General features: G+C 62.3%; 25 protein-coding genes and 2 tRNA genes. 16 read left to right on the top strand and 11 right to left on the bottom strand.

Going from position 1 to position 25,394, the window contains the following annotated elements; genetic code table 11:
- Nucleotides 1-26 precede the first annotated feature (26 nt).
- Nucleotides 27-767, bottom strand: a complete 741-nt coding sequence (gene purN / locus DFO68_RS01175; protein WP_133481232.1) for a phosphoribosylglycinamide formyltransferase — start codon at nucleotides 765-767, stop codon at nucleotides 27-29.
- Nucleotides 764-1,837 carry a phosphoribosylformylglycinamidine cyclo-ligase gene (gene purM, locus DFO68_RS01180; protein WP_133481234.1) on the bottom strand — a complete coding sequence of 358 codons (1,074 nt, stop codon included), beginning with the start codon at nucleotides 1,835-1,837 and terminating at the stop codon, nucleotides 764-766. Before purM ends, purN begins: the two co-directional genes overlap by 4 nt.
- Before the next feature lie 134 nt (nucleotides 1,838-1,971).
- On the opposite strand from purM, the gene DFO68_RS01185 reads away from it, so the two are divergent.
- Together DFO68_RS01185 and hda are read left to right on the top strand one after the other, a co-directional pair.
- A complete protein-coding gene (locus DFO68_RS01185) occupies nucleotides 1,972-3,051 on the top strand; it encodes an AI-2E family transporter (protein ID WP_133481236.1) in 1,080 nt (359 codons plus the stop codon).
- The gene (gene hda / locus DFO68_RS01190) at nucleotides 3,048-3,749 is read left to right on the top strand and encodes a DnaA regulatory inactivator Hda (RefSeq protein WP_133481238.1); all 702 of its coding nucleotides are present in this window, start codon (nucleotides 3,048-3,050) and stop codon (nucleotides 3,747-3,749) included. The genes DFO68_RS01185 and hda overlap by 4 nt, the downstream gene beginning before the upstream one ends.
- 10 nt (nucleotides 3,750-3,759) lie before the next feature.
- On the opposite strand, the gene ehuB is transcribed toward hda, so the two are convergent.
- Nucleotides 3,760-4,647 (bottom strand): ectoine/hydroxyectoine ABC transporter substrate-binding protein EhuB, encoded by an 888-nt coding sequence (gene ehuB, locus DFO68_RS01195; protein ID WP_208107325.1) that lies wholly within the window; start codon nucleotides 4,645-4,647, stop codon nucleotides 3,760-3,762.
- A 397-nt stretch (nucleotides 4,648-5,044) separates the two neighbouring features.
- A complete protein-coding gene (locus DFO68_RS01200; protein ID WP_133481240.1) occupies nucleotides 5,045-5,413 on the bottom strand; it encodes a phasin family protein in 369 nt (122 codons plus the stop codon).
- Between the two features lie 250 nt (nucleotides 5,414-5,663).
- Here DFO68_RS01200 and DFO68_RS01205 point away from each other — a divergent pair, with 250 nt between their 5' ends.
- Nucleotides 5,664-7,043 (top strand): class II fumarate hydratase, encoded by a 1,380-nt coding sequence (locus DFO68_RS01205; protein ID WP_133481242.1) that lies wholly within the window; start codon nucleotides 5,664-5,666, stop codon nucleotides 7,041-7,043.
- A gap of 221 nt (nucleotides 7,044-7,264) precedes the next feature.
- On the opposite strand, the gene glpD is transcribed toward DFO68_RS01205, so the two are convergent.
- Nucleotides 7,265-8,854: a glycerol-3-phosphate dehydrogenase gene (gene glpD / locus DFO68_RS01210; protein ID WP_133481244.1), complete on the bottom strand. Its 1,590-nt coding sequence runs from the start codon at nucleotides 8,852-8,854 to the stop codon at nucleotides 7,265-7,267.
- Between the two features lie 216 nt (nucleotides 8,855-9,070).
- A complete protein-coding gene (locus DFO68_RS01215) occupies nucleotides 9,071-9,829 on the bottom strand; it encodes a DeoR/GlpR family transcriptional regulator (protein WP_133481246.1) in 759 nt (252 codons plus the stop codon).
- A gap of 219 nt (nucleotides 9,830-10,048) precedes the next feature.
- Here DFO68_RS01215 and glpK point away from each other — a divergent pair, with 219 nt between their 5' ends.
- The 3 genes from glpK (at nucleotide 10,049) to DFO68_RS01230 (ending at nucleotide 11,835) form a co-directional block, all read left to right on the top strand.
- Nucleotides 10,049-11,533: a glycerol kinase GlpK gene (glpK, locus tag DFO68_RS01220; protein ID WP_133481248.1), complete on the top strand. Its 1,485-nt coding sequence runs from the start codon at nucleotides 10,049-10,051 to the stop codon at nucleotides 11,531-11,533.
- A 123-nt stretch (nucleotides 11,534-11,656) separates the two neighbouring features.
- A tRNA-Val gene (locus tag DFO68_RS01225) sits at nucleotides 11,657-11,733 on the top strand.
- A gap of 25 nt (nucleotides 11,734-11,758) precedes the next feature.
- Nucleotides 11,759-11,835 (top strand) — tRNA-Val (locus tag DFO68_RS01230).
- 74 nt (nucleotides 11,836-11,909) lie between these two features.
- Here the strand turns inward: DFO68_RS01230 and DFO68_RS01235 are convergent.
- The 5 genes from DFO68_RS01235 to DFO68_RS01260 form a co-directional block, all read right to left on the bottom strand.
- Nucleotides 11,910-12,554, bottom strand: coding sequence for a phosphoribosyltransferase (locus tag DFO68_RS01235; RefSeq protein WP_133481250.1), 645 nt, complete (start codon nucleotides 12,552-12,554; stop codon nucleotides 11,910-11,912).
- A 516-nt stretch (nucleotides 12,555-13,070) separates the two neighbouring features.
- Nucleotides 13,071-13,532: a GAF domain-containing protein gene (locus DFO68_RS01245; protein WP_133481252.1), complete on the bottom strand. Its 462-nt coding sequence runs from the start codon at nucleotides 13,530-13,532 to the stop codon at nucleotides 13,071-13,073.
- Nucleotides 13,529-14,323, bottom strand: coding sequence for a MetQ/NlpA family ABC transporter substrate-binding protein (locus DFO68_RS01250; protein WP_133481254.1), 795 nt, complete (start codon nucleotides 14,321-14,323; stop codon nucleotides 13,529-13,531). Before DFO68_RS01250 ends, DFO68_RS01245 begins: the two co-directional genes overlap by 4 nt.
- A 96-nt stretch (nucleotides 14,324-14,419) precedes the next feature.
- A complete protein-coding gene (locus DFO68_RS01255; protein WP_133481256.1) occupies nucleotides 14,420-15,073 on the bottom strand; it encodes a methionine ABC transporter permease in 654 nt (217 codons plus the stop codon).
- Nucleotides 15,054-16,112: a methionine ABC transporter ATP-binding protein gene (locus tag DFO68_RS01260; protein WP_133481258.1), complete on the bottom strand. Its 1,059-nt coding sequence runs from the start codon at nucleotides 16,110-16,112 to the stop codon at nucleotides 15,054-15,056. The genes DFO68_RS01255 and DFO68_RS01260 overlap by 20 nt, the downstream gene beginning before the upstream one ends.
- 315 nt (nucleotides 16,113-16,427) lie before the next feature.
- On the opposite strand from DFO68_RS01260, the gene DFO68_RS01265 reads away from it, so the two are divergent.
- The 10 genes from DFO68_RS01265 to DFO68_RS01310 all read left to right on the top strand — a co-directional run bounded on the left by DFO68_RS01265 (nucleotide 16,428) and on the right by DFO68_RS01310 (nucleotide 25,357).
- On the top strand, nucleotides 16,428-17,057 hold the full coding sequence (locus DFO68_RS01265; RefSeq protein ID WP_133481260.1) for a riboflavin synthase subunit alpha: 630 nt from the start codon (nucleotides 16,428-16,430) through the stop codon (nucleotides 17,055-17,057).
- Between the two features lie 215 nt (nucleotides 17,058-17,272).
- On the top strand, nucleotides 17,273-18,577 hold the full coding sequence (locus DFO68_RS01270) for an NCS2 family permease (protein ID WP_133481262.1): 1,305 nt from the start codon (nucleotides 17,273-17,275) through the stop codon (nucleotides 18,575-18,577).
- A 38-nt stretch (nucleotides 18,578-18,615) separates the two neighbouring features.
- On the top strand, nucleotides 18,616-19,161 hold the full coding sequence (locus tag DFO68_RS01275; RefSeq protein ID WP_133481264.1) for an adenine phosphoribosyltransferase: 546 nt from the start codon (nucleotides 18,616-18,618) through the stop codon (nucleotides 19,159-19,161).
- A 101-nt stretch (nucleotides 19,162-19,262) separates the two neighbouring features.
- On the top strand, nucleotides 19,263-19,946 hold the full coding sequence (gene ung / locus DFO68_RS01280) for a uracil-DNA glycosylase (protein WP_133481266.1): 684 nt from the start codon (nucleotides 19,263-19,265) through the stop codon (nucleotides 19,944-19,946).
- Between the two features lie 153 nt (nucleotides 19,947-20,099).
- Nucleotides 20,100-20,729, top strand: coding sequence for a uracil phosphoribosyltransferase (gene upp / locus DFO68_RS01285; protein ID WP_133481268.1), 630 nt, complete (start codon nucleotides 20,100-20,102; stop codon nucleotides 20,727-20,729).
- 383 nt (nucleotides 20,730-21,112) lie between these two features.
- On the top strand, nucleotides 21,113-22,201 hold the full coding sequence (locus DFO68_RS01290; RefSeq protein ID WP_133481270.1) for an ABC transporter ATP-binding protein: 1,089 nt from the start codon (nucleotides 21,113-21,115) through the stop codon (nucleotides 22,199-22,201).
- Nucleotide 22,202: 1 nt separating this feature from the next.
- Complete coding sequence (locus DFO68_RS01295; protein ID WP_133481272.1) at nucleotides 22,203-23,303, top strand: ABC transporter ATP-binding protein; 1,101 nt, start codon at nucleotides 22,203-22,205, stop codon at nucleotides 23,301-23,303.
- Nucleotides 23,296-24,177 carry a carbohydrate ABC transporter permease gene (locus DFO68_RS01300; protein WP_133481274.1) on the top strand — a complete coding sequence of 294 codons (882 nt, stop codon included), beginning with the start codon at nucleotides 23,296-23,298 and terminating at the stop codon, nucleotides 24,175-24,177. The genes DFO68_RS01295 and DFO68_RS01300 overlap by 8 nt, the downstream gene beginning before the upstream one ends.
- A 1-nt stretch (nucleotide 24,178) precedes the next feature.
- Nucleotides 24,179-25,072 (top strand): carbohydrate ABC transporter permease, encoded by an 894-nt coding sequence (locus DFO68_RS01305; RefSeq protein ID WP_208107326.1) that lies wholly within the window; start codon nucleotides 24,179-24,181, stop codon nucleotides 25,070-25,072.
- Nucleotides 25,073-25,084: 12 nt separating this feature from the next.
- Entirely contained in the window at nucleotides 25,085-25,357 is a 273-nt protein-coding gene (locus tag DFO68_RS01310) for a DUF2160 domain-containing protein (protein WP_133481276.1), read from the top strand.
- Nucleotides 25,358-25,394 lie beyond the last annotated feature (37 nt).

The following is a 25,394-nucleotide window of genomic DNA, read 5'->3' on the forward strand; positions in this document are numbered from 1 at the left end:
TTGGGCAGGAGTGATATGCGGTAAACTTACAGCTCCTGATCCTCGTCCAGCTCCTCGGCGGCATCGGCATGCGAGAGGCGCATGCCGCCGGGCGGCAGGGTAACATCGTCAATGCTGGCGCTATCCCCTCGCAGCTGCAGGCGTCCTTCCAGGAACCAGCGCACGGCGATCGGATAGATCAAGTGTTCGCGGGCCTGCACCTTGGCCTTGAGGCTTTCCTGCGTATCGTCCTCGGCGACGGCCACCTCGGCCTGCAGGGCGACCGGTCCACCATCCAGCTGCTCGGTGACGAAATGTACGCTGCAGCCATGCGTGGTGACGCCATCGGCCAGCGCGCGGGCATGGGTATGCAGGCCCGGGTAATCGGGCAGCAGCGAGGGGTGGATGTTGAGCATCCGCCCCAGGAAGCGGTTGACGAAGCGCGGCGTGAGGATGCGCATGAAGCCGGCCAGCACGAGCAGATCGGGCTCATGGCGTTCGATCACCTTGATCAGGGCGCCATCATAGGCCTCGCGGCTGTCGTATTCTTGATGAGGCAGGGCAACGGCATCAATGCCGGCCTCCCTGGCACGTTTCAGACCGTAGGCGTTCGTTTGGTTGGAGATCACCGCGACGATCCTGCCGCCCAGGGCATCGTGGTGCTGGGCATCGATCAATGCCTGGAGGTTGCTACCGCTGCCGGAGATCAGCACCACCACTCGCCGAGCCTCGCTGGGTTCGGGAGTAAAGGCATTTAGGGTGTCGCTTTGGTAGTCGGTGCCACTCATGCCTTGAGGTTCTCCAGCTGGAGCTGCTGCTCGGCGTTGCCTCGCGCGGTGATGACGCCGATGCGATGGACCGTCTCGCCCTGGGCCTGGAGGTGAGCGCGGGCCTGGTCGGCCTTGTCTGCTGGGACCACGATCACCATGCCGATGCCGCAGTTGAGCACGCGGTACATCTCCTGCTCCTCGACGTTGCCCTCGGCCTGGAGCCAGTCGAAGAGAGCCGGGCGCTTCCAGCTGGAGACATCGACGCGCGCCGCCAGGGTCTCGGGCAATACGCGGGGGATGTTCTCGGCAAGGCCGCCGCCGGTGATGTGTGACAGGGCATGCACCGGTATGTCGGTCTCCTTGAGCAGCGACAGCAAGGGCTTGACGTAGATGCGCGTCGGCTTGAGCAGAGCCTCGCCCAGTGAACGGCCATCGATGGAAGTGTCGAGGCGTGCATCGCTGGCTTCGAGGATCTTGCGGATCAGTGAATAGCCGTTGGAATGGGGGCCGGAGGAGGCCAGGCCGAGCAGCACGTCGCCCTCGCCGAGCTGCTTGCCGTCGAGGATCTCGGACTTTTCCACTACGCCGACACAGAAGCCGGCGAGGTCGTAGTCGCTGCCCTGGTACATGCCGGGCATCTCGGCGGTCTCGCCACCTACCAGGGCACAGCCGGCCTGCTCGCAGCCGTGGCCGATACCGCTCACCACATCGGCAGCGATATCCACCTCGAGCTTGCCCGTGGCATAGTAGTCGAGGAAGAACAACGGCTCAGCGCCAGCCACCACCAAATCGTTGACACACATCGCCACCAGGTCGATGCCGATGGTGTCGTGGCGACCAAGCTCCATGGCCAGGCGCAGCTTGGTGCCGACGCCGTCGGTGGCGGAGACCAGCACCGGCTCCCGGTAGCCGGTCGGCAGCTCGCACAGCGCGCCAAAGCCGCCCACGCCGGCCATCACTTCCGGGCGGGTGGTGTGTTCGGCCACGCCCTTGATACGGTCGACCAGGGCATTACCGGCATCGATGTCGACGCCGGCGTCCTTGTAACTGAGCGATGCCCCGCTCGGGCGGGGAGTGGAATCCGTCATGTCGCTTCCTGTAAGAGGTGGGCGCTCGCGAGGCCGGTCGCCGGACGATGCGCAAGTGCCAGATTGAAGTAAGAATTGTAGCATCACGGCACGCGGCTGGCAGCCTGCCAGCTTAGCGAAACACGGAGGCAACGATGCACAGGCAGTGGTGGGTGGCGGCCGCGGTGGCGGCGCTGGGGCTTTGGTTCCTGGCCAGTATCGAGCCGGTGCTGACGCCCTTTTTCGTCAGCATGATACTTGCCTACCTGGGCGATCCCTTGACCGATCGTCTCGAGGCCCTTGGCCTCTCGCGGCGCTTGGCGGTATCGCTGGTCTTCCTGTTGCTTTTGCTTGTCATCGTGGTCACCCTGCTGCTGGTGGTGCCGATACTCGGCCGACAGCTCGGTCAGTTGATCGAATCGCTGCCGGCGGTGCTCAACTGGCTGCAGCAGACGGTGGTGCCGCGCATCCAGTCACTGACCGGCATGGACCTCTCCACTGACATCGACCAGATGCGCCAGGCGATCGTCGACAACTGGAAGGAGACCGGCACCTTCGCGGCCAGCCTGCTGGCCCGGGCCTCGCGCTCCGGCCTGGCGCTGGTTGCCTGGATCGGCAACCTGGCGCTGATCCCGGTGGTCACTTTTTACCTGCTGCTGGACTGGGACATCTTGGTCGCCCAGCTGCGCGGCTCGCTGCCGCGTAGCTGGGAGCCAGCCGCAGTACATCTGGCCGGCGAATGCGACGAGGTGCTGTCGGCCTTCCTGCGCGGCCAATTGATCGTCATGCTCTGCCTGGGGGTGATCTATGCGGTGGGGCTCACCTTGCTGGACGTGCGCTTTGGCCTGCTGATCGGCATGCTTGCCGGCCTGGCCAGCATCGTGCCCTATCTGGGGGTGATCGTGGGCATCTCCGTGGCGGGGGTGGTGGCGTTCTTCCAGACCGGTGACTGGTGGATCCTGCTTGGCGTCGCGGTGGTGTTCGGCTTCGGTCAACTGGTCGAGAGCGTGGTGCTCCAGCCCAAGCTGCTGGGCAACAAGATCGGTCTGCATCCGGTGGCCGTGATCTTCGCCGTGCTGGCCGGTGGGCAGCTATTCGGTTTCACCGGCGTGCTGCTGGCGCTGCCGATGGCCGCGGTGGTGATGGTGGTATTGCGTTATTTGCATAAGCACTATAAAAGCAGCTCTCTATATGACGCACGCCGTCAACGCACCCACGACGAGGAGTCGCCATGAGCCGAGCACCCGCGCAGTTGCCGCTGGGCGTGGGGCTGCGCGACGACGCTACCTTCGCCAATTTTCACCCCGGGCCTAATGCAGCCCTGGTCGACCGGCTCATGCACCAGTTTGATGAAGGCGGCGAGCCTTTCCTGTATGTATGGGGAGCATGTGGCACCGGCCGCAGTCACTTGCTGCAGGCCGCCTGCCATGCCGCCTCCGACCGCGACTGTCGGGCTCTCTACCTGCCCCTGGCCGAGCTCGGCCATTTCCCGCCGCTGATGCTCGAGGAGATCGAGCGCCTGGATCTGGTAGCGATCGATGACCTCGACCGTGTGGTGGGGCGCAAGCGCTGGGAAGAGGCGCTGTTCCACGCCTTCAACCGCCTGAGGGATGCCGGAAAGCGCCTGGTGATCGCCGCCGAGGCGCCGCCGCGCCAGTTGCCGGTGGCACTCTGTGACCTGGCCTCGCGTCTGAGCTGGGGCATGACCTTCCATCTGCGGGGGCTGGATGACCCCGGGCGGCTAGCCGCGCTTCAGTTGCGCGCCCGAAGGCGTGGCATGCAGATGCCCGTCGAGGTGGCCCGCTACATCCTGCACCGTGGCCCACGACGCCTCGACGAACTCTTCGATCTACTGGCGCGCCTTGACCGCGCATCACTCACCGCCCAGCGCAAGTTGACCATTCCCTTCGTGAAGCAGACGCTAGGGTGGTAGTGGCTGAGGCTCAGTGCGGGCGATTGCACAACCATTCGGTATCAAAACGGAAGGCGTTGAGGATGTCATTCTGGGTAAAGCCGTGCTTTCTCAGCGTGTCTTCCCAGGCCTGGGTGTTGCGATAGGCCAGCAGTACTTCATTGAAAGCATCACGCAGCGTTTCTGCCTCCCGAGGGAAGGTGAAGGCGCCCCAGCTGCGGATCATCTCTCCATCCACGACCGGGTCGACGAAATTCTGTGCGACCTCGACTTGCGGGCTCTGCGCATCCAGCTGGCTGACCGTCAATCCGGTACCGGCATAGGCGTCGGCCTGGCCCTGGATGATGGTGTCGATGGCTGCGGCATTGGTGTCGATCACTTCGATGCGCGACTTGGGAACGCCGAGGGAATCCAGGATATCGATCTGGGTCGATCCGGCGAGTACAGCCACCGTTAGCTCGTCACGTTCGGCGAAGTCACTGTAGGCGTTGATCTCCTCGGGGTTGGTGGCGCGTACCAGAAGGCCTTCGCCGTAGGAGGTATTGGGCTGCGAAAAGAGAACCCGCTCGCAGCGCTCAGGACGAATGGCCATCTCCGCTGCGGTCATGTCGAACTGGTTAGCTTCCAATCCAGTGATCAGGTCGTTGAAACTCACCACCTGCCAGTCGATCTTCTCGATGCCCAGCTGCCCGAGTATGTATCGAGCCACGTCGGGTCCAACGCCTTGTCCCTTGCCGCTCTCGTCGAGATAGCCGTAAGGTATTTCGTCCGCTACGGCGACACGAATGCTGCCGCGTTCACGAACCTCGTCAAGTGTGGCCGCATGGGTTTCAGCGCCGAATGCCAGGCAGGCTGTGATGACCAGTCCCGTCAGGCCCCAGCCTCGCAGGGTTCTGGTGAACATTGCGGTCGTGTCCATAGTGTCGCTCCTGGCGCCAGAGCCGTCCCGAGGAACATTATGGCGCCGATTTTTTTAAATGCCGGCTTTTAGCATAGAAGCCTACGATGGCGACTGCCATCTTCGGGCAGCTCAACCTTTCGGCAACTCGAGGGATTAGCTCGACACTGCGTGATAGCCCGCTGCCCAGGCGGAGCTGGTGGCGGGTAAGCAGGATGCGATGATGATCTGGCATTCGGCAGCACGAGCCCAGCAGGGCCGGAAGGAGAGGTTGTCATCAGTGCTCTTTTGAAAGGGAGAGGAGCCTCCCGTCCCCATCGTGCATAGCGCAAGAGGGCCGCCGATCAGTGATCGGCGGCCCTCTTGTTGAGTCTAGCGTCGGGTCAAGCGAGCGCCGGCCTGGCCGGCGCCGTCAGGCTTACTTGGCAGCCTTGGTCGCTGTCTCGGTGGCCTGCTTGACGTTGTCTTCGGTCAGCTTCTGGCTCTGCTGAACGAAGTCCTGCTGCAGAGAGACGACCTTCTCTGTGTCGCCCTTCAGGCGCTCGGTCAGATCCTTGGCGACCTTCTGCTGGCCTTCCATGTAGTTCTTCAGGCCTTCGGCATCCTTGACGTTCAGCAGGCGGCGCAGCTGTGCTAGGCCGGTGTCGGTGTAGGCCTTGGTGGCGTCCAGCTGGGCATTGACCAGTTTCTCGGTGTAGTCCATAGACAGGGCGGCATAAGCACGCGCCGGACCGAAGTACATGGATTCGAACTGTTCGGTAAACTGCTTGGTGTCGAAGTTTTGCATCGTGAGTCCCTCCAGGGAGTTTCGGATCAATTCGAAGGCCTTGGCGATCTGCCGATGCCTTCTGTGTCTTTGCTGCGATGCACAATAGCAAAGCCGTTTGTGCAGTGCAACAATTTTTCCGACGCCCATCCTTTTTTTCTTTCGACATGCCAAGACGCTTGTTTTTCGATGCGCCAGGGTACTTGCAACATGACGTGCTCAAAGTCATGTTGAAGGGATAACCCTCCCTTTCAACCGCGAGGAGCCCGAGATGAGCGACTACCGTATCGAGCGTGACAGCATGGGTGAGCTGGAAGTGCCGAGAGAGGCCCTTTACGGCGCCCAGACCCAACGTGCCGTCAACAACTTCCCGGTCTCCGGCCAGTCGATGCCGACAGCCTTCATCCATGCCATCGCCCGTATCAAGCTGGCGGCAGCCCGAGTCAATCACGGGCTCGACTTACTCGACGACGCGCGCTGCCGCGCAATCGTCGCCGCCGCTGAGGCAATTCTCGCCGGGCAGCTCGACGACCAGTTCCCGGTGGATGTCTTCCAGACCGGCTCGGGCACCTCCAGCAACATGAATGTTAACGAAGTGATCGCCCAATGGGCCAGCCGTGACGGGGTGGAGGTCGGTGCCAATGACCACGTCAACATGGGCCAGTCGAGCAACGACGTTATCCCGACCGCGATCCATCTTTCGGCGGCGCTGGCGGTGACCGGCGAGCTGCGCCCGGCGCTTGAGCACTTGCGCGCGACCATCGACACCCGCGCCGCGGAACTCGATGACGTGGTCAAGACCGGGCGTACCCATCTGATGGACGCTATGCCGCTGCGCATGAGTCAGGAACTGGGGGGGTGGTCGAGTCAGGTGGGGCAGGCCATCGAGCGCCTGGACAGCGCTCTGGTGCGGCTCAGTCGCTTGGCCCAGGGCGGCACTGCAGTGGGCACCGGCATCAATGCCCATCCCGAGTTCGCCGAGCGCATGGCGCGCGAGCTGAGCGATCAGACAGGGCTGTCGTTATCGCCCAACGACAGCTTCTTCGCGAGTCTCGCCTCGCAGGATGCCGCGGTGGAGCTCTCCGGACAGCTCCGGGGCCTGGCGTGCGTGGTGATGAAGATCGCCAACGACCTGCGCTGGATGAATTCGGGGCCGCTGGCCGGGTTGGGCGAGATCGAGCTCCAGGCGCTGCAGCCCGGCAGCTCGATCATGCCCGGCAAGGTCAATCCGGTGATTCCCGAGTCGGCGGCCCAGGCCGCCGCCCAGGTGATTGGCCTCGACACGGCGGTGACGGTGGCCGGACAGAGCGGCAACTTCCAGCTCAATGTGATGTTGCCGCTGGTCGCGCACAACTTGCTGACCTCGATCACCCTGATGACCAACACCGCTCGGCTGCTGGCCGATCGCGCTATCGCTAGCTTCAAGGTGCGTCATGACCACCTCGAGGCGCCGCTGGCGCGCAACCCCATCCTGGTCACCGCGCTGAACTCAGTGATTGGCTATGACGCCGCAGCCGCCATCGCCAAGCAGGCCTATCAGGCGGGGCGGCCGATCATCGAGGTGGCCGCGGAGCGGACTGAGCTCTCTCGCGCCGAACTCGAACGCCTCCTCGATCCCGCCTCGTTGACACGAGGTGGGGTGCCGGAGTAGTGCTATCGGCGACACGGTCGCGCTGCTTGCGTGTTTCGTCGACCGGGGTATCTGGGGGTGGCGTCTGGAAGGAGAAACGCTCCCGCGGATCAGCCATGGGCGCCGTTGCAGATCCTGCTCCCCGCGCTGGAGGGCCGTGAGCTTGGCCGGCATCGCGAGCGGGCGGAACTGGCACCGGCCAGCGTCACCGAGCTGAGTTCTCTGCAGAGGATGGATGACGCTCAGGCCAAGCGTCGTGGATGAGTCCGTGCGCCTGAAAAGGCAGGTGGCAAGACCTCGCTGTTGCGTGGGGCAGGTGGCGCTGCTGCGCGCCCGCACCCTTCCTCCAAGGACTTCTCCAGATACGCCTCTAGGCGCTGGGTCTCGATGACGGTGAGCTGCAGAGACAGCTTGGTGCGCCGCCACAGGATGTCCTCGCGGGAGCGTGCCCACTCCTGCGTCACTAGATAGTCCACCTCGGCGGCAGTCAGCCCGGCACCAAACGCCTGTCCCAGGTCCGCTTGTGAGTGTCTGCCATCGAGGAATTGCCGGCACAAGGTGCCATAGGTCCGTGCGAAGCGACGCGCCTGGGCAGCATCTAGGAAGGGATAGTCCTCGAGCAGCTGGGTCTCGAAGCTGCCCCGGTCGCCGATGTCGCCGCCCGGCAGCGGCGTCTCGGCGGTCCAGGGCGCTGCCATCCTCGGCAGGTGGGGCGCGAGCGCCGTCAGGGTGGCCTCGGCGAGCTTTCGGTAGGTGGTGATCTTGCCGCCGAAGACCGACAGCAGCGGCGCGCCGCGGGTATCGAGGTCCAGCGTGTAGTCGCGCGTCATGGCCGAGGGATCGGACGACTCGTCGTCGCACAGCGGGCGTACGCCGGAGAAGGTGCGGATCACCGCATCCCGGCTTAGCTGGGTGCGAAAGTGGTCGTTGACCACCGATAGCAGGTAGTCGATCTCCTCCTCGCTGGCGGTAACTCGTGCCGGGTCGCCGGTGTAGTGTCGGTCGGTGGTGCCGATCAGGCTGAAGTCCTCCTCGTAGGGCAGCACGAAAACGATGCGTCGATCAGAGTTCTGGAGGATAAAGGCTCGTTCGTCATGGTTCAGTCGGGGCACGATCAGGTGGCTGCCCTGGATCAGGCGTACGCCATAGCGCGACGGGCGCTGGACTTGTCGGCGCACGACCTGCTCCACCCAGGGGCCTGCGGCGTTGACCAGTGCCCGGCAACGGCGTGTCAAACGCCGACCGCCGTCGAGGTCTTCCAGGGTGAGCATCCAGATTCCGTCGCACTCGCGGGCATCGATACAGCGAGTGCGCACCAGGATCTCGGCGCCATTGTCGCGAGCCTGGAGGGCATTGAGCACTACCAGGCGGGCGTCATCGACCCAGCAGTCCGAGTACTCGAAGCCGTGGGTGATGCCGACGGCCAGACCTTGTTGCGGGCTGAGCCGAATACCACGGGAGCCCGGAAGCCGGGTGCGCTTGCCAAGATGGTCGTAAAGAAACAGCCCGGCGCGCAGCATCCATGCCGGGCGCAGATGAGGCTGATGGGGGAGGATGAAACGCAGTGGCCAGATGATGTGCGGGGCCTTGGCAAGCAGCACTTCACGTTCGCGCAGTGCTTCACGAACCAGGCGGAATTCGTGGTGCTCCAGGTAGCGCAGGCCGCCATGGATCAGCTTGCTGCTGGCCGAGGAGGTGGCCCCGGCCAGGTCTCCCTGTTCGCATAGGCCGACCGACAGGCCACGCCCGGCGGCATCGTTGGCAATGCCGGAGCCGTTGATACCGCCGCCGATCACGAAAAGATCGAGCACCACATCCGCCATGTCGCTCATGTCACGCTCCCGTCCGACCTGTTCCAGGTCGTATTGATGTTTAATATCGAAAATAGGCGAAAACAAAACGAACATCAAGAAGTGGTTCAAAAACGCGTGCCAGAGACGGGCCAACAGGAGGGCTACGCAAATAGGACGGGGCTGTGCAGAATGGGTAGGACGGGCCTATGCAGGCTGGGGTGAGCGCGGCGATATGCCCGGCGGAAGGGCTCGAGATCAGGCGATGTGCAGAGCCACATCATGCTGCTTGAGCAGGCGCAGAATGGTTTCGGGCGGGTCGCGGTCGGTGAACAGGGCGTCGAGCTGGGCCAGATTGCCCTGGCGGACCACCGGGTTGCGCTGGAACTTGGAGTGATCGGTGGCCAGGAAGACCTTGCGTGAGTTGCTAATGATGGCCTGAGCGACACGGACCTCCTGGTAATCAAACTCCAGCAAGGAGCCGTCCTCATCGATGCCGCTGATGCCGATGATACCGAAGTCGACCTTGAACTGATTGATGAAATCGATGGTCGCCTCGCCGATGATACCGCCATCCCGGGAGCGCACCTGGCCACCGGCGATGATTACGTTGAAATCCTTCTTGTGCTGGAGGATCGCCGCGACATTGAGGTTGTTGGTGATCACCTCCAACCCTTGGTGGTCGAGCAATCCCTCGGCGATCACCTCGTTGCTGGTCCCAATGTTGATGAATAACGATGAGTGGTCGGGAATGTGCCGAGCGAGCAGGGCGGCGATACGCTGCTTGGCTTCGAGATTGAGCGTCTTTCGCGTCGAGTAGGCGGTATTGACAGTGCTTGACTCGAGCCCTGCACCGCCATGAACCCGGCGGATGCGCCCCTCGTTGGACAGCGTGTTGAGGTCACGGCGTATGGTCTGGGGCGTTACCTTGAAGTGCTCGGTGAGCTGCTCGATGCTGGCATAGCCCTGGCGGCGCACCAGCTCGATGATAGCGTCCTGGCGTTGCTGCTGGTTCATGGGGTCTCCTTGGCTTAGCGGATTCTACGCCATTGTCCTGGCGGCTGCAGGCATAGGCATCGCCCTGCCGTGCCACTTCTCCATCTAACGTCGTAGTGGTTCAGGCATGAGGATGTTTGAGCGGCAGGGTCGGCTGGAGTAGTCTGGATGATCACAAACGAACATTAGCGGTTAAAAGCGAAATCAGCACGCCAGTGCCACCACAACAGGATGCTTGCCATGGCTTCATACCTTCTGGCCATCGACCAGGGCACCACCAGTTCCCGCGCCATCCTCTTCGACCGTCAGGCACGCAGTGTCGCCACGGCGCAGCGCGAATTCCCGCAGCATTTTCCCCATGATGGCTGGATCGAGCACGATCCAGAGGACATTTGGGAGACGGTACTTTCTACCTGCCGGGAAGTGCTCGCCGATACCGATATCCCGATTGACGAGGTTGCCGGTATCGGCATCACCAACCAGCGCGAGACCACCGTGCTGTGGGAGCGGGTCACCGGGAAGCCGCTGCACAATGCCATCGTCTGGCAGGATCGGCGTACCGACGAGGCCTGCCGGCAGCTACGCGAAGCGGGTCATCTGCAAGGTGTTCAGGCCTCAACGGGGCTGCTGATCGATCCTTATTTCTCGGCCACCAAGCTCGCCTGGCTGCTTGATGAAGTGCCTGGGGCCCGGGAGCGGGCCGAACGGGGCGAGCTAGCTTTCGGTACCGTGGATAGTTTCCTGATCTGGCGGCTCACTGGGGGGCGAGTGCATGCCACCGATGCCACCAATGCCTCGCGTACTGCGCTGTTCAACATCCACGAGCAATGCTGGGACGAGGATCTGTTGAATCTGTTCGACATTCCGGTGAGTCTGCTGCCGGAGGTCAAGGATTCCAGTGACGATTTCGGCAGCGTCGATGCCCGCTGGTTGGGTGGCGAGCTGCCCATCGCCGGGGTGGCTGGAGACCAGCAAGCGGCACTGGTCGGTCAGGCCTGCTTCTGGCCCGGCATGGGCAAGAGTACCTACGGTACCGGCTGCTTCATGATCGTCAATACCGGCGAGGTCGCCGAGACCTCCCGCAACCGCCTGTTGACTACGGTGGCCTATCGATTGCACGGCAAGCCCACCTATGCCATGGAAGGCAGCATCTTCGTGGCGGGGGCCACCGTGCAGTGGCTACGCGATGGCCTGCAGCTGTTTGCCGATGCCGCCGAAACCGAGACCTTGGCATGTCAGACCCGCAGCGGGCACAGTGTCTATCTGGTGCCGGCCTTCACCGGCCTCGGGGCGCCGCACTGGGATCCCAAGGCGCGCGGCGCCATCTTCGGCCTGACTCGCGACACCGGCATTGCCGAGATCGTGGCCGCCGGGCTCCAGGCGGTCTGCTATCAGACCCGTGATCTGCAGGTTTGCATGGAGGCCGACATGTCGGCATCGCCGGGCATCCTGAGGGTTGATGGCGGCATGGTAGCCAACAATTGGCTGATGCAGTTCCTCGCCGACATGCTCGGCGTCCAGGTGGATCGCCCCACGGTGTTGGAGACGACGGCTCTGGGAGCCGCTTACCTAGCGGGCCTTAGGCTCGGCTGGTATCGCGATCTCGACGAGATCGCCCAGTTGTGGTGCTGCGAGCGGCGTTTCATGCCGCAGATGGAGGAAGCCGAGCGTGAGCGACTCTACGCCGGCTGGAAGGAAGCCGTTGAGCGGGTGCGTACCCAGTAGCGGGAGCTCAGGCAAGGTGCTGATTCCCGAGTGTTGCCTGGCAAGTCCGGGCTTGCATTTGCAAGGCGGATGAGTAAAATACGCATCCGTTACCGCGGCGACGGGTTGCCGTGGCGGTGAGGCAGGACCATAGCTCAGTTGGTTAGAGCGCCACGTTGACATCGTGGAGGTCGGCGGTTCAAATCCGCCTGGTCCTACCAGATTTTACACAGTGATGACAGCTTCAGGACCATAGCTCAGTTGGTTAGAGCGCCACGTTGACATCGTGGAGGTCGGCGGTTCAAATCCGCCTGGTCCTACCAAATACGAGCACCTCTGCAGGGCCGATCTTTTTCTCCTGTCGTTTCTTTTCCCGATCTTTCATTCGTCCCAAGCGTCAGCGACTGGCCTGTTCCAGCAGATTCTTGACCTCCTGATCGCTGGTCTGGCCGAAATCCTGATACCACTGGCCGATCCCCATAAAGGAGGAGGGCACGGCGGGACAGACGACCTCGTCGGCCTCTTCTCGCATCCTCTCCAGGGTATCGCGGGGCGCAACCGGCACGGCCATCACGATCTTCTCCGGGGACTGTTGGCGAACCACTTGGATAGCCGCCCGCATGGTGGCGCCGGTAGCCAGGCCGTCGTCGACCAGGATCACCGTGCGTCCCTCGAGGTTGGGAAGCGGGCGATCTCCCCGGTAGGTCTTCTCGCGGCGCTCGAGTTCCTTCCTCTCCTTTTCGACCACGCGCTCAATAGCGCTTTCCGAAACTCTTTTGAAGCGCAGGACATCATCGTTCATAACGCGCGCATTGCCGGTGGCGATGGCGCCCATGGCGAGTTCCTCGTGGCCGGGCAGGCCGAGCTTGCGCACCAGGATCACGTCTAGCGGGGCACCCAGTGCCGCGGCGATGACGGCCCCCACCGGAACCCCGCCTCGTGGAAGTGCCAGCACGATGACTTGCCGCTGGTCCGCATACTCCTTTAGCTCATCTGCAAGAATGTTTCCGGCCTGGTGCCGGTCGGCGTAGGGAATAGCCATATCGGGCTCCTTCTCGGATATCGAAGTGGGGTGGTTATCAAGGAGTCGCATCGAGAAAGATACTGCGGATTGAAAAATCGCGCTTCTCTAACTCGACTTGTTAATTAAAATTAGGATTCAGGTCAAGATAGTCGATGGGTCAGGTGGTGTCTCGTCTTGATGTGTTGCCCCCGCCCGTGAAGGTGAAAAGGGCGAGCCGGAATGGCTATTCTGTAGTTTCGCGGGGCGGGCGACCGGACCTGGCGGGAGACCATCTGGCTTTCGTTGAGGCGCCGACCCTGCTGCTGGTCGGAGGGCGTGATGAGCAGGTGATCGAGCTTGGCGCAGAGGAAAAGCCCCGGTAACTGCGAATTAACGGTGGTACCCGGCGCCTCTCATCTCTTCGAGGAGCCCGGCAAGCTGGAAGAAGTTCAGGAACACGCCGCTCGCTGGTTCCTCATGCATTTCTGAATCCTGGAAGGGCTCGACGATGCTTCGGACTGACGACAAAAAACAAGCCGGTCTGAAACTTTCTCTTCACAGCTCCAGGTCGGTTCTGCTCACGAACAAGGCCACTAGCCGCTCGATACCCGCCTGGTCATCGACACTGAATCGCCGCGGCAGTGGACTGTCCAGGTCGAGCACACCCCAGAGATAATCCCCGCTCAGCACGGGGATCACCAGTTCGGCATTGGAGGCGACGTCACAGGCGATATGGTCGGGGATGGCATGGACGTCATCGATGCGCTGGGTTGTGCGTGTGCGTGCCGCCGCGCCACAGACCCCTTTGTCGAAGGGGATGGGATTGCAGGCCGGCCTGCCTTGGAAGGGGCCCAGGGTAAGTAACCCGGGCTGGCGCTGCAGGTAGAATCCCGCCCAGTTGAGGTCAGCCAACTCCTCCATCAGGAAGGCGCAGGTCTGGGCGCTGTTGGTCAGCCAGTCACGGGTATCGAGCAGGGCCTCCAACTGGCGGGCGATCAGGGCGTAGTCGGGGGTCATTTCCAGCCGGGCACCGCCTGCGGCCCGAACAGCTCCGCTGCCTTGGCCACGACCTCCTCAGTTTGGTAGGCGTCGACCAGCTGCTGAATGGCCTTGCGGTCCTCGTCACCGCTGCGCACCACGATCAGGTTGACATAGGGTGACTCAGGGCCTTCCTTGATCAGGGCATCGTCTAGGCTCAGGCCAGCCGGTTGCGCGAAGGTGTTGTTGATGAAGGCCATGTCCACATCGGGCAGCACGCGGGGCAGTTGTGCCGCCTCGATCTCGCGGAACTCGAAGTCATGCGGGTTCTCGGCGATGTCCAGCGGGGTAGCTTCCAGGAATGTCGGGTCCTCGAGCTCGATCAGGCCCTCGTTGTGCATCAGGATCAGCGCCCGGCCCTCGTTGGAGGGGTCGTTGGGCAGGGCGATGGTGGCGCCCTCCGGTAGCGCCTCGATGCTGTCGTACTGCTCGGAGTAGGCGCCGATCGGATAGACGAAGGTGTAGCCGGCGATGGCGAAGTCGTAGCCACGGTCCTCGACCATGGCGCGCATGTAGGGCTCGTGCTGGAAGGCATTGGCATCGAGACTGCCGTCGGCCAGGGCAGCGTTGGGCGTGACGTAGTCGGTGAACTCGATGATCTCGACGTCGAGGCCGTACTCGCGCTGGGCGGTCTCTGCGGCCACCTGCATGAGCTCGGTCTCGGGGCCGGCCACGGTGCCGACCTTGATGGCGTGCTCCTCGGCCAAAGCGGAGCCAGCGCCAAGGGTCAGGGCGGTGGCAGCCAGGGTGCTGATCAGGCTCTTGCGCATGTCATGGTTCTCCTCGTTAAGGGTGTCGCGGAATCGTTGACAATAATGGAATAACCAGGAAATTTATAATACATTTTGATTATCGATAGGAAGATCTCACTTGTGGTCGCTCTTGCGGACCAGATAATCCCCCAGGCTCTGAAAGCCCTGGACCATCACCACCAGGATCACCACGGTGATCAGCATGATGGTGGGGTTGAAGCGGTTATAGCCATAGCGGATGCCCAGGTCGCCGAGCCCGCCGCCGCCCACCGCGCCGGCCATGGCAGAGTAGCTGACCAGGGTGACCGCTGTTACCGTGAGTGCCGTGAAAATGCCGCCGCGTGCCTCGGGCACCAGCACCTTGGTGATGATTTGCCAGGGCGTGGCGCCCATCGATTGGGCGGCCTCGACCAGGCCCGGCGGGATCTCGTTGAGCGCCCCTTCCACTAGGCGGGCTACGAAGGGGATGGCGGCGATGGTCAGCGGCACGGCAGCGGCATTGGTCCCGATCGACGAGCCGACCAGCATCCGCGTAAAGGGGATGATCGCCACCATCAGGATGATGAAGGGGATCGAGCGACCGATGTTGGTGATTGCTCCCAGCACTCGGTTGAGCGTCGGCTGGGCGAGTATCTGTCGCGGCCGGGTGACATAGAGCAGCACGCCCAGCGGGATGCCCATCAGGGCCGAAATCGCCCCCGACACACCCACCATGTAGAGCGTATCCAGGGTGGCCTTGAAGATCAGCTCAAGCATCGCGCTGGACATGGCCAAGTACCTCCACTTGCAGGTCGTGGGATTCGAGATAGTCGAGGGCCTGGCGAGTCTTTTCCGCGGGACCCATCAGTTCAGCGATCATCAGCCCCAGGGTGCGTTCCTGGATCGATTCCACCTTGGCTTGGAGAATGCTGACGTCCACGCCGCACTCACGGGCCAGTCGCGAGATCAGCGGGGTTGAGACGGCGTCGCCCGAGAAGGCCAGACGCACCACCGGATGGCTGTGCGGACCGGGCGCCTCCTCGAGGCGCTCGATCAGCGCGCGTGGTGGCTCGAGCTTCAGGAAGTCGTTGAGGAAATCGCGTCCCAGGCGGGTGCGCGGCGCGGTGAAGAAGTCGCCCACGTCGGCTTCCTCGACCAGCTCCCCATTGGAGATCAGGCTGACCCGGTGGCAGATCGACTTGACCACCTCCATCTCGTGGGTAATCAGCAGGATGGTCAGGCCGAGCTTGTGGTTGATGTCACGCAGCAGGTCGAGGATCGACCCGGTGGTATACGGGTCCAGCGCGGAGGTGGCCTCGTCGCAGAGCAGCACCTTGGGGCGGCTGGCCAGCGCTCGGGCGATGGCCACCCGCTGCTTCTGGCCGCCTGAGAGCTGGGCCGGGTACTGGTGGGCCTTGTCGGCCAGGCCTACCAGTTCCAGCAGGGGTGTGATCCGCTCACGAATCTCGCCGCGTTTCATGCCCATCAGCTCCAGCGGCAGGGACACGTTGGCGAACACAGTGCGCGAGGTCAGCAGGTTGAAGTGCTGGAAGATCATGCCGATTCGGTGGCGCGCCTGGTTGAGAGCCGCCCCGGAGAGGGCGGTCAGTGCCTGACCGTCGACGGTGACAGTGCCGGTGGTGGGCCGCTCGAGCAGGTTGACGCAGCGGATCAGCGTCGACTTGCCGGCCCCGGAGAGGCCGATCACACCATGGATACGGCCCTTCGGCACATGGAGGTCGGCATGCTTGAGTGCCGTCACGGCGGTGGCGCTGCTACTCTGCCCCTTGGGGTAGTAGGTTTTGGAAACGTCGTGGAGTCGAATCATCACAGCCGCCGCTAGGGCGCCGAGGGCGGGCAGGGCAGCGCAAGGTAATAGATCCAACCCTGGCGGGTGGCCATCAACGCTGGATGCACCCTTTTAGCTGCACTTCACGCCGTGGGCTTGCCAGGCAATCGATCCACAACATTGGCGCCCGCAATCCGAGGGCAAATCGGCACCTTCAAAAGGGAGCCCACAACGATAGGTTTCGAACCAGCGTATGTCAATCAGAATGGGCCACCATGGACGTCTTCCCTGCGGTTTCCTAGACTGGCGATCTTTGACCGACCCGGCCGCGGTCGGCCAGCACGAGGAGCGTTCATGTTCACAGGCATCGTACAAGGCACCGCCGAGGTGGTGGCCATCCATGAGGCCGAGGCCTTTCGCACTCATGTACTGGCGCTGCCGGAAGAGCTGCGTGAGGGGCTGGCACTGGGGGCTTCGGTGGCTCACAACGGCGTCTGTCTCACGGTCACCGCCATCGATGGCGAGCGTGTCAGCTTTGATCTGATGCGCGAGACCCTGAAGGTGACCAATCTTGGTGCAGTGACGGTGGGTGACCGCGTCAATATCGAGAGGGCGGCGCGTTTTGGCGACGAGATCGGCGGTCATGCCATGTCTGGCCACGTGATGGCGCTGGCTGAACTGGTCGAACTCGAACAGGCCCCTAACAATCGCCGCCTGTGGTTCGAAGTGCCTCCCGCATTGGGTCGCTTCCTGTTCGACAAGGGCTATATCGGGGTGGACGGCATTAGCCTGACCATCGGGCAGGTGCGATCGGCCACCGCGGAGCATGGCCCGCGCTTCTGCGTCGACCTGATCCCCGAGACCCTGGCCCGCACCAGCTTGGTGGATCGGGTGCGGGGGGACGCCGTCAATATCGAGATCGATCCCCAGACCCAGGCTATCGTCGAGACGGTGGAGCGGGTGCTGAACGCGCGTGGTGTCTGACGCCAGCGCAAAGCGGATCGTTTTGCCAAGTCTATGTCGATGAGTCGGGTGGATAATGCCCTGCTTGTTGCTTGACTAGCGGGAACCGAGACGTGTGGTTACCCCGGGTGTCTCGCCACACAGCGAGGCTTTGGGTAGCATAGGCGGCTTTTCTCACCGGCTTTCCTTCGCCCACCCCGACCATCGCAAGGTCCACGCGCCCAGGATCGACAACCATGCTGAATCGCCTGATCGACAACCAGTTCAAGCTGGTCGAACACCATACCGATGTAAAAACCGAGGTCATCGCCGGGATTACCACCTTCCTGACCATGGCCTACATCATCTTCGTCAACCCAAGCATCCTCTCCCAAGCCGGCATGGACTACGGCGCGGTGTTCATTGCCACCTGCCTGGCCGCCGCGGTGGGCTGCCTGATCATGGGCCTGTGGGCCAATTACCCCATCGCCCAGGCCCCCGGCATGGGCCTCAACGCCTTTTTCACCTACGGCGTGGTGCTGGGCATGGGTTACACCTGGGAGGCGGCGCTGGGCGCAGTCTTCTTCTCCGGTTTGCTCTTCTTCCTGCTCAGCATCTTGCGGATCCGTGAGTGGATCATCAACTCGATTCCGCTCTCCCTGCGCTTAGGGATAGCCGCGGGCATCGGCCTGTTCCTGGCGATGATCGCGCTGAAAAATGCCGGCATCGTGGTTGCCAACCCGGCCACCTATGTGACGCTTGGCGACCTCTCGAAGCCTGCCGCCCTGTATGCGCTGCTGGGCTTCTTCGTGATCACCGCGCTCGCCTATCTCAGGGTTACCGGGGCGGTGATGATCGGCATCCTCGGCGTGACTCTGCTGTCGCTGATTCTCGGCCACAACGAGTTCGGTGGCATCATGTCCATGCCGCCTGCCATCGCGCCGACCTTCATGGCGCTGGATCTAGCGGCTGCCCTGGATGTGGGGATGCTCAGCGTGATCTTCGCCTTCCTGTTCGTTGACCTGTTCGATACCTCCGGCACCCTGGTCGGCGTGGCCCACAAGGGCGGGCTGCTCGACAAGGACGGCAAGCTGCCGCGCATCGGCCGTGCGATGATGGCTGACAGCACCGCCTCCATGGCCGGCGCCTTGCTGGGAACCTCCACCACGACCAGCTACATCGAGTCCACGGCCGGCATTGTCTCCGGTGGCCGTACCGGCCTGACCGCGGTGGTGGTGGCTGTGCTGTTTCTCGTCAGCCTGTTCTTTGCACCGTTGGCAGGCTCCATCCCGGTCTACGCGACCGCCGGGGCCCTGCTCTATGTGGCGGTGCTGATGGCCGGCAGCCTGGCACATGCCAACTGGGACGACCCAACCGACGCCGCCCCGGTGCTGATCGCCGCCCTGGCCATGCCGTTGACCTTCTCGGTCGCCGACGGTATTGCCCTGAGCTTTATCAGCTACGCTGCGATCAAGACGCTCTCCGGGCGTTTCAGGGACCTGAATCCTGCAGTGATCGTGCTGGCGTTGCTGTTCGCCGGCAAGTTCCTGTTGCTTGACTGAACCCAACTGACTGCATTCATTCACCGAGATTCGACCCGATGAGCATCTACGGCGACTATATCAAGTCCGTGATCCGCACCGTCCCCGACTGGCCGCAGCCGGGCGTCAATTTCCGCGACATCACCCCGCTGCTGCAGAATAGTGCAGCCTTCCGCAAGCTGGTCGACAGCTTCGTGCATCGCTACCAGGAGATGGATCTCGATGCCATCGCCGCCATCGATGCCCGAGGCTTCATCATCGGCGCGCCGCTCGCCTATGAACTGGGCTGCAGCTTTGTGCCGGTGCGCAAGAAGGGCAAGCTGCCGTTTCGTACGATCAGCGAGACCTATACCCTGGAATACGGCGAGGCCGAGGTGGAGCTGCACTCCGATGCGTTTCATCAGGGTGATCGTATCCTGATTGTCGACGATCTGATCGCCACTGGCGGGACCATGCTCGCCGCAGCCAAGCTGATCACCCGCAGCGGCGGGCAGGTTGTCGAGACCGCGACCATCGTCGATCTGCCGGACTTGGGGGGCTCCCAGCGCATTCGCGACGCCGGCTACGGGGTCTTCGCGGTCTGTTCCTTTACCGAGGACGAGTAAGCGACATGAGCATCCATCGTTACCATCAGCATTGCATCATTTCCTGGGGCATGGGCATGGCCTATGTCGAGCCGCTGATCGATCAGGCGAGGCGCTGAGCCATGGACACGCCGCTTCCCGACAGTTGGCAACGCTGGTTGGGCGATGAGTTCAAGGCCCCCTACATGCAGGCGTTGCACGATTTCCTGGCCGCCGAAAAGGCCCGGCGAAAGGTGATCTATCCGCACTCGACCGACTGGTTTCGCGCCTTCGAGCTGACGCCCCTGGAGCAGGTCAAGGTGGTGATCCTCGGGCAGGATCCCTATCACGGGCCGAACCAGGCCCATGGGCTGTGCTTCTCGGTGCAGCCCGGCATGCCGGTGCCGCCGTCACTGGCCAATATCTACAAGGAGCTACAGGCGGATGTGGGCATGCGGCCGGTGGCGCATGGCAATCTCGAGCACTGGGCGCGTCAAGGAGTATTGCTGCTCAATACCTCGCTGACGGTGGAGCAGGGCAACGCCGGCTCTCACCGCGGCAAGGGCTGGGAAACCTTCACCGATCGTGCCATCGCCACGGTCAGCAAGCATGCCAAGCCTACGGTGTTCCTGCTGTGGGGAGCTCCGGCCCGCAAGAAGAAGGCGCTGATCGATACCTCGCGCCACCTGGTGCTGGAATCCCCGCATCCCTCGCCGCTCTCGGCGCACCGCGGCTTCTTCGGCAACCACCACTTTTCCCGGGCCAATGCCTTCCTGGCCGAGCACGGCCGCGAGCCCATCGACTGGCAGCTGCCGGAGAGACCCTGAACACACTGCCGGGCATCAGCACAAAGCCAGGTGCGACGGGAAACCGCCGTGCTTAACCTCAAGGCGGTATGCGTTTAGAATGGCCGACAATTTGTGGTTGCCGTCCATCCGACGATAGTCGTCACCTACTCCCCGCCGTCCAAGAGGCCCCTCATGAGCGTTCAAGCCATCCAGCATCCCCTGGTCCAGCACAAGCTCGGGCTGATGCGCGAAGCCGGCATCAGCACCAAGAGCTTTCGTGAATTGGCCGGTGAGCTGGCAAAGCTGCTCACCTACGAGGCGACCAGCGACCTGGAACTCGAGACCCAGCAGATCGACGGCTGGAACGGCGAGAAGATCCCGGTGCAGCTGCTCAAGGGCAAGAAGGTTACCATCGTGCCGATCCTGCGCGCGGGGCTCGGGATGCTCGATGGCGTCACTGACCTCATTCCCAGTGCCCGGATCAGCGTGGTGGGCCTCTACCGAGACGAGGAGACCCTCGAGCCGGTGCCGTACTTCGCCAAGTTCGCGAGGGACTTGGACGAACGCATGGCCATCGTCATCGACCCCATGCTGGCCACCGGCGGTACCATGGTGGCGACGCTGGACATGCTGCGCGAGCGTGGCTGCAAGCAGATGAGGGTCATCGTGCTGGTGGCCGCCCCCGAAGGCATCAAGCGCGTCCAGGCGGCCTATCCGGATATCGAGATCTATACGGCGGGTATCGACGACCATCTCGACGAGAACGGCTATATCGTGCCTGGCCTGGGGGATGCGGGAGACAAGATCTTCGGTACCCGCTGACGCCCTTTACTTGCTTTACCCCCTATCGACGGCACCTGGCGGCGTCGCTATTCCTCCACCTGCCTACCCGCGGCTGGCCGGGGAGTGGCAGCGGCGTTTTTTCTTTGTACCGCACGATGTTCGTTTTCGATCATATGATGGCGATCTGTTGATGAATCTTCCAAAAGCTCTTCGCTTTCGACTCGCTCGCGACGCCTTAGACAAAAGTTTATAAAGAATAATCTATCATATAAAAACAAGAGCTTAAGTGTATTTAACCAGCATTCTTCGGATCGGAGGTAATGTTTTCAATTGACGACATTTGTGTTTGAAAGCGAATTTCGGCTACGTTGTTATCCAGCACTCTCCGAACCCATCAGATAACAACGAACGGCGAGATCAGTATGTCCTTGATCCTAGATAACATCGATCATGTGGTCGGTGGCGCCACCCATATCGCGGGGGTGAATCTGGAGTTGCAGCCAGGTTCCTTCAATGTTCTGCTGGGACGGACCCTGGCTGGCAAGACCACCCTGATGCGCCTGATGGCGGGGCTCGATACCCCGACCCAAGGGCGAATCCTGATGAATGGGGAGGACGTGACCGGACGCTCGGTGCGTAAGCGTAACGTCTCCATGGTCTATCAGCAGTTCATCAACTATCCGGCACTCTCCGTCTACGACAACATCGCCTCACCCCTCAAGCTGGCCAAGGTCGAGCGTTCCGAGATCGATCGTCGAGTACGGGAGGTCGCCGAGATGCTGCATATCGAGCAAATGCTCGATCGCCTGCCCCTCGAGCTCTCCGGTGGCCAGCAGCAGCGTACCGCCATGGGGCGTGCGTTGGTCAAGGATGCCGATGTGGTGCTCTTCGATGAGCCGCTGGTCAATCTGGATTACAAGCTGCGCGAGGAATTCCGCGACGAGCTGCGTTCAGTGTTCAGCGAGCGCAACTGCATCGCCGTGTATGCTACCACCGAGCCTGCCGAGGCCCTGGCGCTGGGCGGTAACACGGCGGTGCTCCACGAAGGTCGGCTGCTGCAGTATGGCCGCACGGATGACGTCTATCACCGTCCTCGCGATATCCTCACCGCAGGAATGTTTTCCGAGCCGCCCATCAACATCATCGAGGGCATCATCTCAGGCAACGAGGTGACCTTCGACAAGTCCCTGTATTTTCCCCTTGACGATGATCTGCGCACCCTGGCGCCGGGCGAATATCGTTTTGGCGTGCGCCCCTCACATATCTCGCTTTCCCCCCGGGCGAAGGATGACATCGAGGTGCAGATGACCGTTGATCTGGCGGAGATCAGTGGCTCGGAGACCTTTCTTCACGTCCACAACGACCTCTTTCACGTTACGGTCCACCTTGAGGGGGTCCACGAGTTCGACGTCGATGATCCCGTGACGCTGTATTTTCCGACCCACAAGGTCTATGCCTTCGATCGCCAGGGTGCAGTGGTGCATATACCGACACATTTGGGGGGCATCTAAGATGGCCGAAATCACCCTAAAATCCCTGGCGCATACCTACCTGGCCGACCCACAGTCGCCGCAAGACTATGCCATTCGCGAGATGGATCACGTCTGGCACCAGGGCGGTGCCTATGCGCTGCTAGGGCCCTCCGGCTGCGGCAAGTCGACTCTGCTCAACATCATCTCCGGGCTGCTGGAACCCACCAGCGGCGAGGTGCTCTTCGACGGTGAAGTGGTCAATTCACTGCCTCCCGAGGCGCGCAATATCGCCCAGGTTTTCCAGTTCCCCGTCATCTACGACACCATGACGGTCTACGACAACCTGGCCTTTCCGCTGCGCAACGTGAAGACCCCCGAGGCCCGGGTCCATCAGCGTGTCATGGAAATTGCCGAGGTGCTGGAGCTCACCGCCCAGCTCAAGCGCAAGGCCAAGAACCTTACCGCCGACGAGAAACAGAAGGTCTCCATGGGCCGTGGCCTGGTGCGTGAGGATGTCTCGGCGATCCTCTTCGACGAGCCGCTCACCGTCATCGATCCCCAGCTCAAGTGGAAGCTGCGTCGCAAGCTCAAGGAGATCCACCAGCGCTTCGCGATCACCATGGTCTATGTGACCCATGACCAGCTCGAGGCTTCCACCTTCGCCGACAAGATTGCCGTGATGTATGAGGGCCAGGTGGTGCAGTTTGGCACGCCCAGGGAGCTCTTTGAGATGCCGAATCACACTTTCGTGGGCTACTTCATCGGCAGCCCCGGCATGAACTTTCTCGGGGTGAAGAGCCGCGACGGTCGGGTGATGGCCGATGACACCGAACTGGCGGTGGGGCAGGGCATCCATGACGCCGTGGCCGGTGCCCGCTCAGCCAACATCAAGCTTGGCATCCGTCCTGAATTCATCGAGGTGCATGCCGAGCCTATCGAGGGCGGCATGCAGGCGCGGGTAGATCATGCCCAGGATCTGGGAACCCATTCGATCGTCTACCTGACACTGGGCAAGCTGCCCCTCAAGGCGCGGATCGAGGAGGACCAGGAGACGCCCACCGGCACGGCCTGGCTGCGCTTTCCCGATGAGCATATCGGCCTCTATGTCGATGAATTCCGCGTGGAGATCGAACATGACTAAAGTCTACAACAATCGGGCCTGGTGGCTGATCCTGCCCATGCTGCTGCTGGTGGCCTTCTCGGCCGTCATCCCGGTGATGACCGTGGTGAACTACTCGGTCCAGGATGTCTTCGATGCCCATACGCGCTTCTTTACCGGCACCGAATGGTTCAGGGAGATGCTTAACGACCCGGCCCTTCAGGCGGCCGTGCTGCGCCAGTTTGCCTTCTCGCTGACGGTGCTTGCCATCGAGGTGCCGCTGGGCATCGGTATCGCCCTGATCATGCCCAAGAAGGGCTGGCAGGCTTCGGCGATATTGATCCTGGTGACCATGCCATTGCTGATCCCCTGGAACGTGGTGGGCAGCATCTGGCAGATCTTCACGCGAGGAGATATCGGCCTGATGGGCTGGAGCCTGCGTGAGCTCGGCTATGGCTACAACATCACCTCGAGCCCGTTGGATGCCTGGGTGACCATCATCCTGATGGATGTCTGGCACTGGACGCCGTTGATCGCCTTGCTGTGCTTCAGCGGTCTGCGCTCGATCCCCGATGCCTACTATCAGGCGGCGCGCATCGACCGTGCCTCGAAGTGGGCGGTATTCCGCTACATCCAGTTGCCCAAGCTCACCAATGTGCTGGTCATCGGGGTGCTGCTGCGCTTCATGCACTCCTTCATGATCTACGCCGAGCCCTTCGTGCTCACCGGCGGCGGCCCCGGCAACTCCACCACCTTCCTCAGCCAGTCGTTGACGACCATGGCCATCGGCCAGCAGGACCTGGGTCCGTCGGCAGCCTTTTCGCTGATCTACTTCTTGATCATCCTGCTGGTCACCTGGGTGTTCTATACCGCGATCATGAACATGCAGAAAGACGACAACAACCAGGAGGCATGACATGAGTGATTCATTGCCCACCACGCCAGAGGCCGTGCGCCAGCGCGCTGCGGCCGCCGACAGCCGGCGCCGACGCCAGGCGCGTCCGGTCTCCCGCCAGTGGCGTCGCCGAGGCCTGATGGCCGCCTACATCGTGTTCGTGCTGCTGCCGATCTACTGGCTGCTGAACATGTCCTTTCAGTCCAACACCGAGATCCTCGGCGGGCTGACCCTGTGGCCAGAGAACTTCACCACAGAGCACTACGCCAAGATATTCACTGAGCCTAGCTGGTACATGGGCTATGTGAACTCGATCATCTACGTGCTGATGAACATGCTGATCAGCATCGCCGTGGCACTGCCGGCCGCCTATGCCTTCAGCCGCTACCAGTTCATCGGCGACAAGCATCTATTCTTCTGGTTGCTGACCAACCTGATGGCGCCGCCAGCCGTGTTTCTGCTGCCCTATTTTCAGCTCTATTACACGGTGGGGCTGTTCGACACTCACATCGCCGTGGCGCTGGCCCACTGCCTGTTCAACATCCCGCTGGCGGTGTGGATTCTCGAGGGCTTCATGAGCGGCGTGCCCAAGGAGATCGACGAGACGGCCTTCATCGACGGCTACAGCTTCCCGCGCTTCTTCGTGAAGATCTTCATCCCCATGATCAGCTCGGGCATCGGCGTGACACTGTTCTTCCTGTTCATGTTCTCTTGGGTCGAACTGCTGCTGGCCAGCACCCTGACTGCTACCCATGCCCAGCCCATCGCCTCAGTGATGACCCAGACCAAGGGAGCCTCGGGCATCGACTGGGGAACGCTCGCCGCCGCCGGCACCCTGACCATCCTGCCCGGCATCGTGGTGGTCTACTTCGTACGTAATCACATCGCCAAAGGCTTCGCTCTGGGCCGTACCTGAGGAGGACACCACATGGACTGGATGGTCTGGACCACCCCCACCGCGGTCTTCTTCGCGGTCATTGCCGCCATGCTGGTGGGCATGACGGCCTGGGAAGTCGTCTCGCCCACGGTCGAGCGCAAGGGCTTCCTGCCGATTGCCACAACACGCGGCGATCGACTCTTCATCGGGCTGCTTTCCGCTGCCTATATCCACCTGGCGGTGGTGGGTTTCACCCAGCTCAGTATCTGGCTGGCCCTGGGGGGATCGGTGATCTGGTTACTGATCCTAATGCGCTGGGGCTGACAGAAACGCATGGAGCCCAAGGTTCACGGATGAACGA

The organism is Halomonas ventosae, from assembly GCF_004361885.1.
Classification (GTDB): Bacteria; Pseudomonadota; Gammaproteobacteria; order Pseudomonadales; family Halomonadaceae; genus Halomonas; species Halomonas ventosae_C.

Excerpts from the sequence above, each read along its gene's own strand:
- ung (WP_133481266.1), top strand. The coding sequence starts at position 19,263 with ATGGACACGCCGCTTCCCGACAGTTGGCAACGCTGGTTGGGCGATGAG.
- DFO68_RS01245 (WP_133481252.1), bottom strand. The coding sequence starts at position 13,532 with ATGACCCCCGACTACGCCCTGATCGCCCGCCAGTTGGAGGCCCTGCTC.
- glpD (WP_133481244.1), bottom strand. The coding sequence starts at position 8,854 with ATGAGCGACATGGCGGATGTGGTGCTCGATCTTTTCGTGATCGGCGGC.
- DFO68_RS01290 (WP_133481270.1), top strand. The coding sequence starts at position 21,113 with ATGTCCTTGATCCTAGATAACATCGATCATGTGGTCGGTGGCGCCACC.
- DFO68_RS01255 (WP_133481256.1), bottom strand. The coding sequence starts at position 15,073 with ATGTCCAGCGCGATGCTTGAGCTGATCTTCAAGGCCACCCTGGATACG.
- DFO68_RS01270 (WP_133481262.1), top strand. The coding sequence starts at position 17,273 with ATGCTGAATCGCCTGATCGACAACCAGTTCAAGCTGGTCGAACACCAT.
- purN (WP_133481232.1), bottom strand. The coding sequence starts at position 767 with ATGAGTGGCACCGACTACCAAAGCGACACCCTAAATGCCTTTACTCCC.
- DFO68_RS01275 (WP_133481264.1), top strand. The coding sequence starts at position 18,616 with ATGAGCATCTACGGCGACTATATCAAGTCCGTGATCCGCACCGTCCCC.
- DFO68_RS01205 (WP_133481242.1), top strand. The coding sequence starts at position 5,664 with ATGAGCGACTACCGTATCGAGCGTGACAGCATGGGTGAGCTGGAAGTG.
- DFO68_RS01250 (WP_133481254.1), bottom strand. The coding sequence starts at position 14,323 with ATGCGCAAGAGCCTGATCAGCACCCTGGCTGCCACCGCCCTGACCCTT.
- DFO68_RS01215 (WP_133481246.1), bottom strand. The coding sequence starts at position 9,829 with ATGAACCAGCAGCAACGCCAGGACGCTATCATCGAGCTGGTGCGCCGC.
- upp (WP_133481268.1), top strand. The coding sequence starts at position 20,100 with ATGAGCGTTCAAGCCATCCAGCATCCCCTGGTCCAGCACAAGCTCGGG.
- glpK (WP_133481248.1), top strand. The coding sequence starts at position 10,049 with ATGGCTTCATACCTTCTGGCCATCGACCAGGGCACCACCAGTTCCCGC.
- DFO68_RS01235 (WP_133481250.1), bottom strand. The coding sequence starts at position 12,554 with ATGGCTATTCCCTACGCCGACCGGCACCAGGCCGGAAACATTCTTGCA.
- DFO68_RS01300 (WP_133481274.1), top strand. The coding sequence starts at position 23,296 with ATGACTAAAGTCTACAACAATCGGGCCTGGTGGCTGATCCTGCCCATG.
- DFO68_RS01295 (WP_133481272.1), top strand. The coding sequence starts at position 22,203 with ATGGCCGAAATCACCCTAAAATCCCTGGCGCATACCTACCTGGCCGAC.
- ehuB (WP_208107325.1), bottom strand. The coding sequence starts at position 4,647 with ATGGACACGACCGCAATGTTCACCAGAACCCTGCGAGGCTGGGGCCTG.
- purM (WP_133481234.1), bottom strand. The coding sequence starts at position 1,837 with ATGACGGATTCCACTCCCCGCCCGAGCGGGGCATCGCTCAGTTACAAG.
- DFO68_RS01185 (WP_133481236.1), top strand. The coding sequence starts at position 1,972 with ATGCACAGGCAGTGGTGGGTGGCGGCCGCGGTGGCGGCGCTGGGGCTT.
- DFO68_RS01305 (WP_208107326.1), top strand. The coding sequence starts at position 24,179 with ATGAGTGATTCATTGCCCACCACGCCAGAGGCCGTGCGCCAGCGCGCT.
- DFO68_RS01265 (WP_133481260.1), top strand. The coding sequence starts at position 16,428 with ATGTTCACAGGCATCGTACAAGGCACCGCCGAGGTGGTGGCCATCCAT.
- DFO68_RS01200 (WP_133481240.1), bottom strand. The coding sequence starts at position 5,413 with ATGCAAAACTTCGACACCAAGCAGTTTACCGAACAGTTCGAATCCATG.
- DFO68_RS01310 (WP_133481276.1), top strand. The coding sequence starts at position 25,085 with ATGGACTGGATGGTCTGGACCACCCCCACCGCGGTCTTCTTCGCGGTC.
- DFO68_RS01260 (WP_133481258.1), bottom strand. The coding sequence starts at position 16,112 with ATGATTCGACTCCACGACGTTTCCAAAACCTACTACCCCAAGGGGCAG.
- hda (WP_133481238.1), top strand. The coding sequence starts at position 3,048 with ATGAGCCGAGCACCCGCGCAGTTGCCGCTGGGCGTGGGGCTGCGCGAC.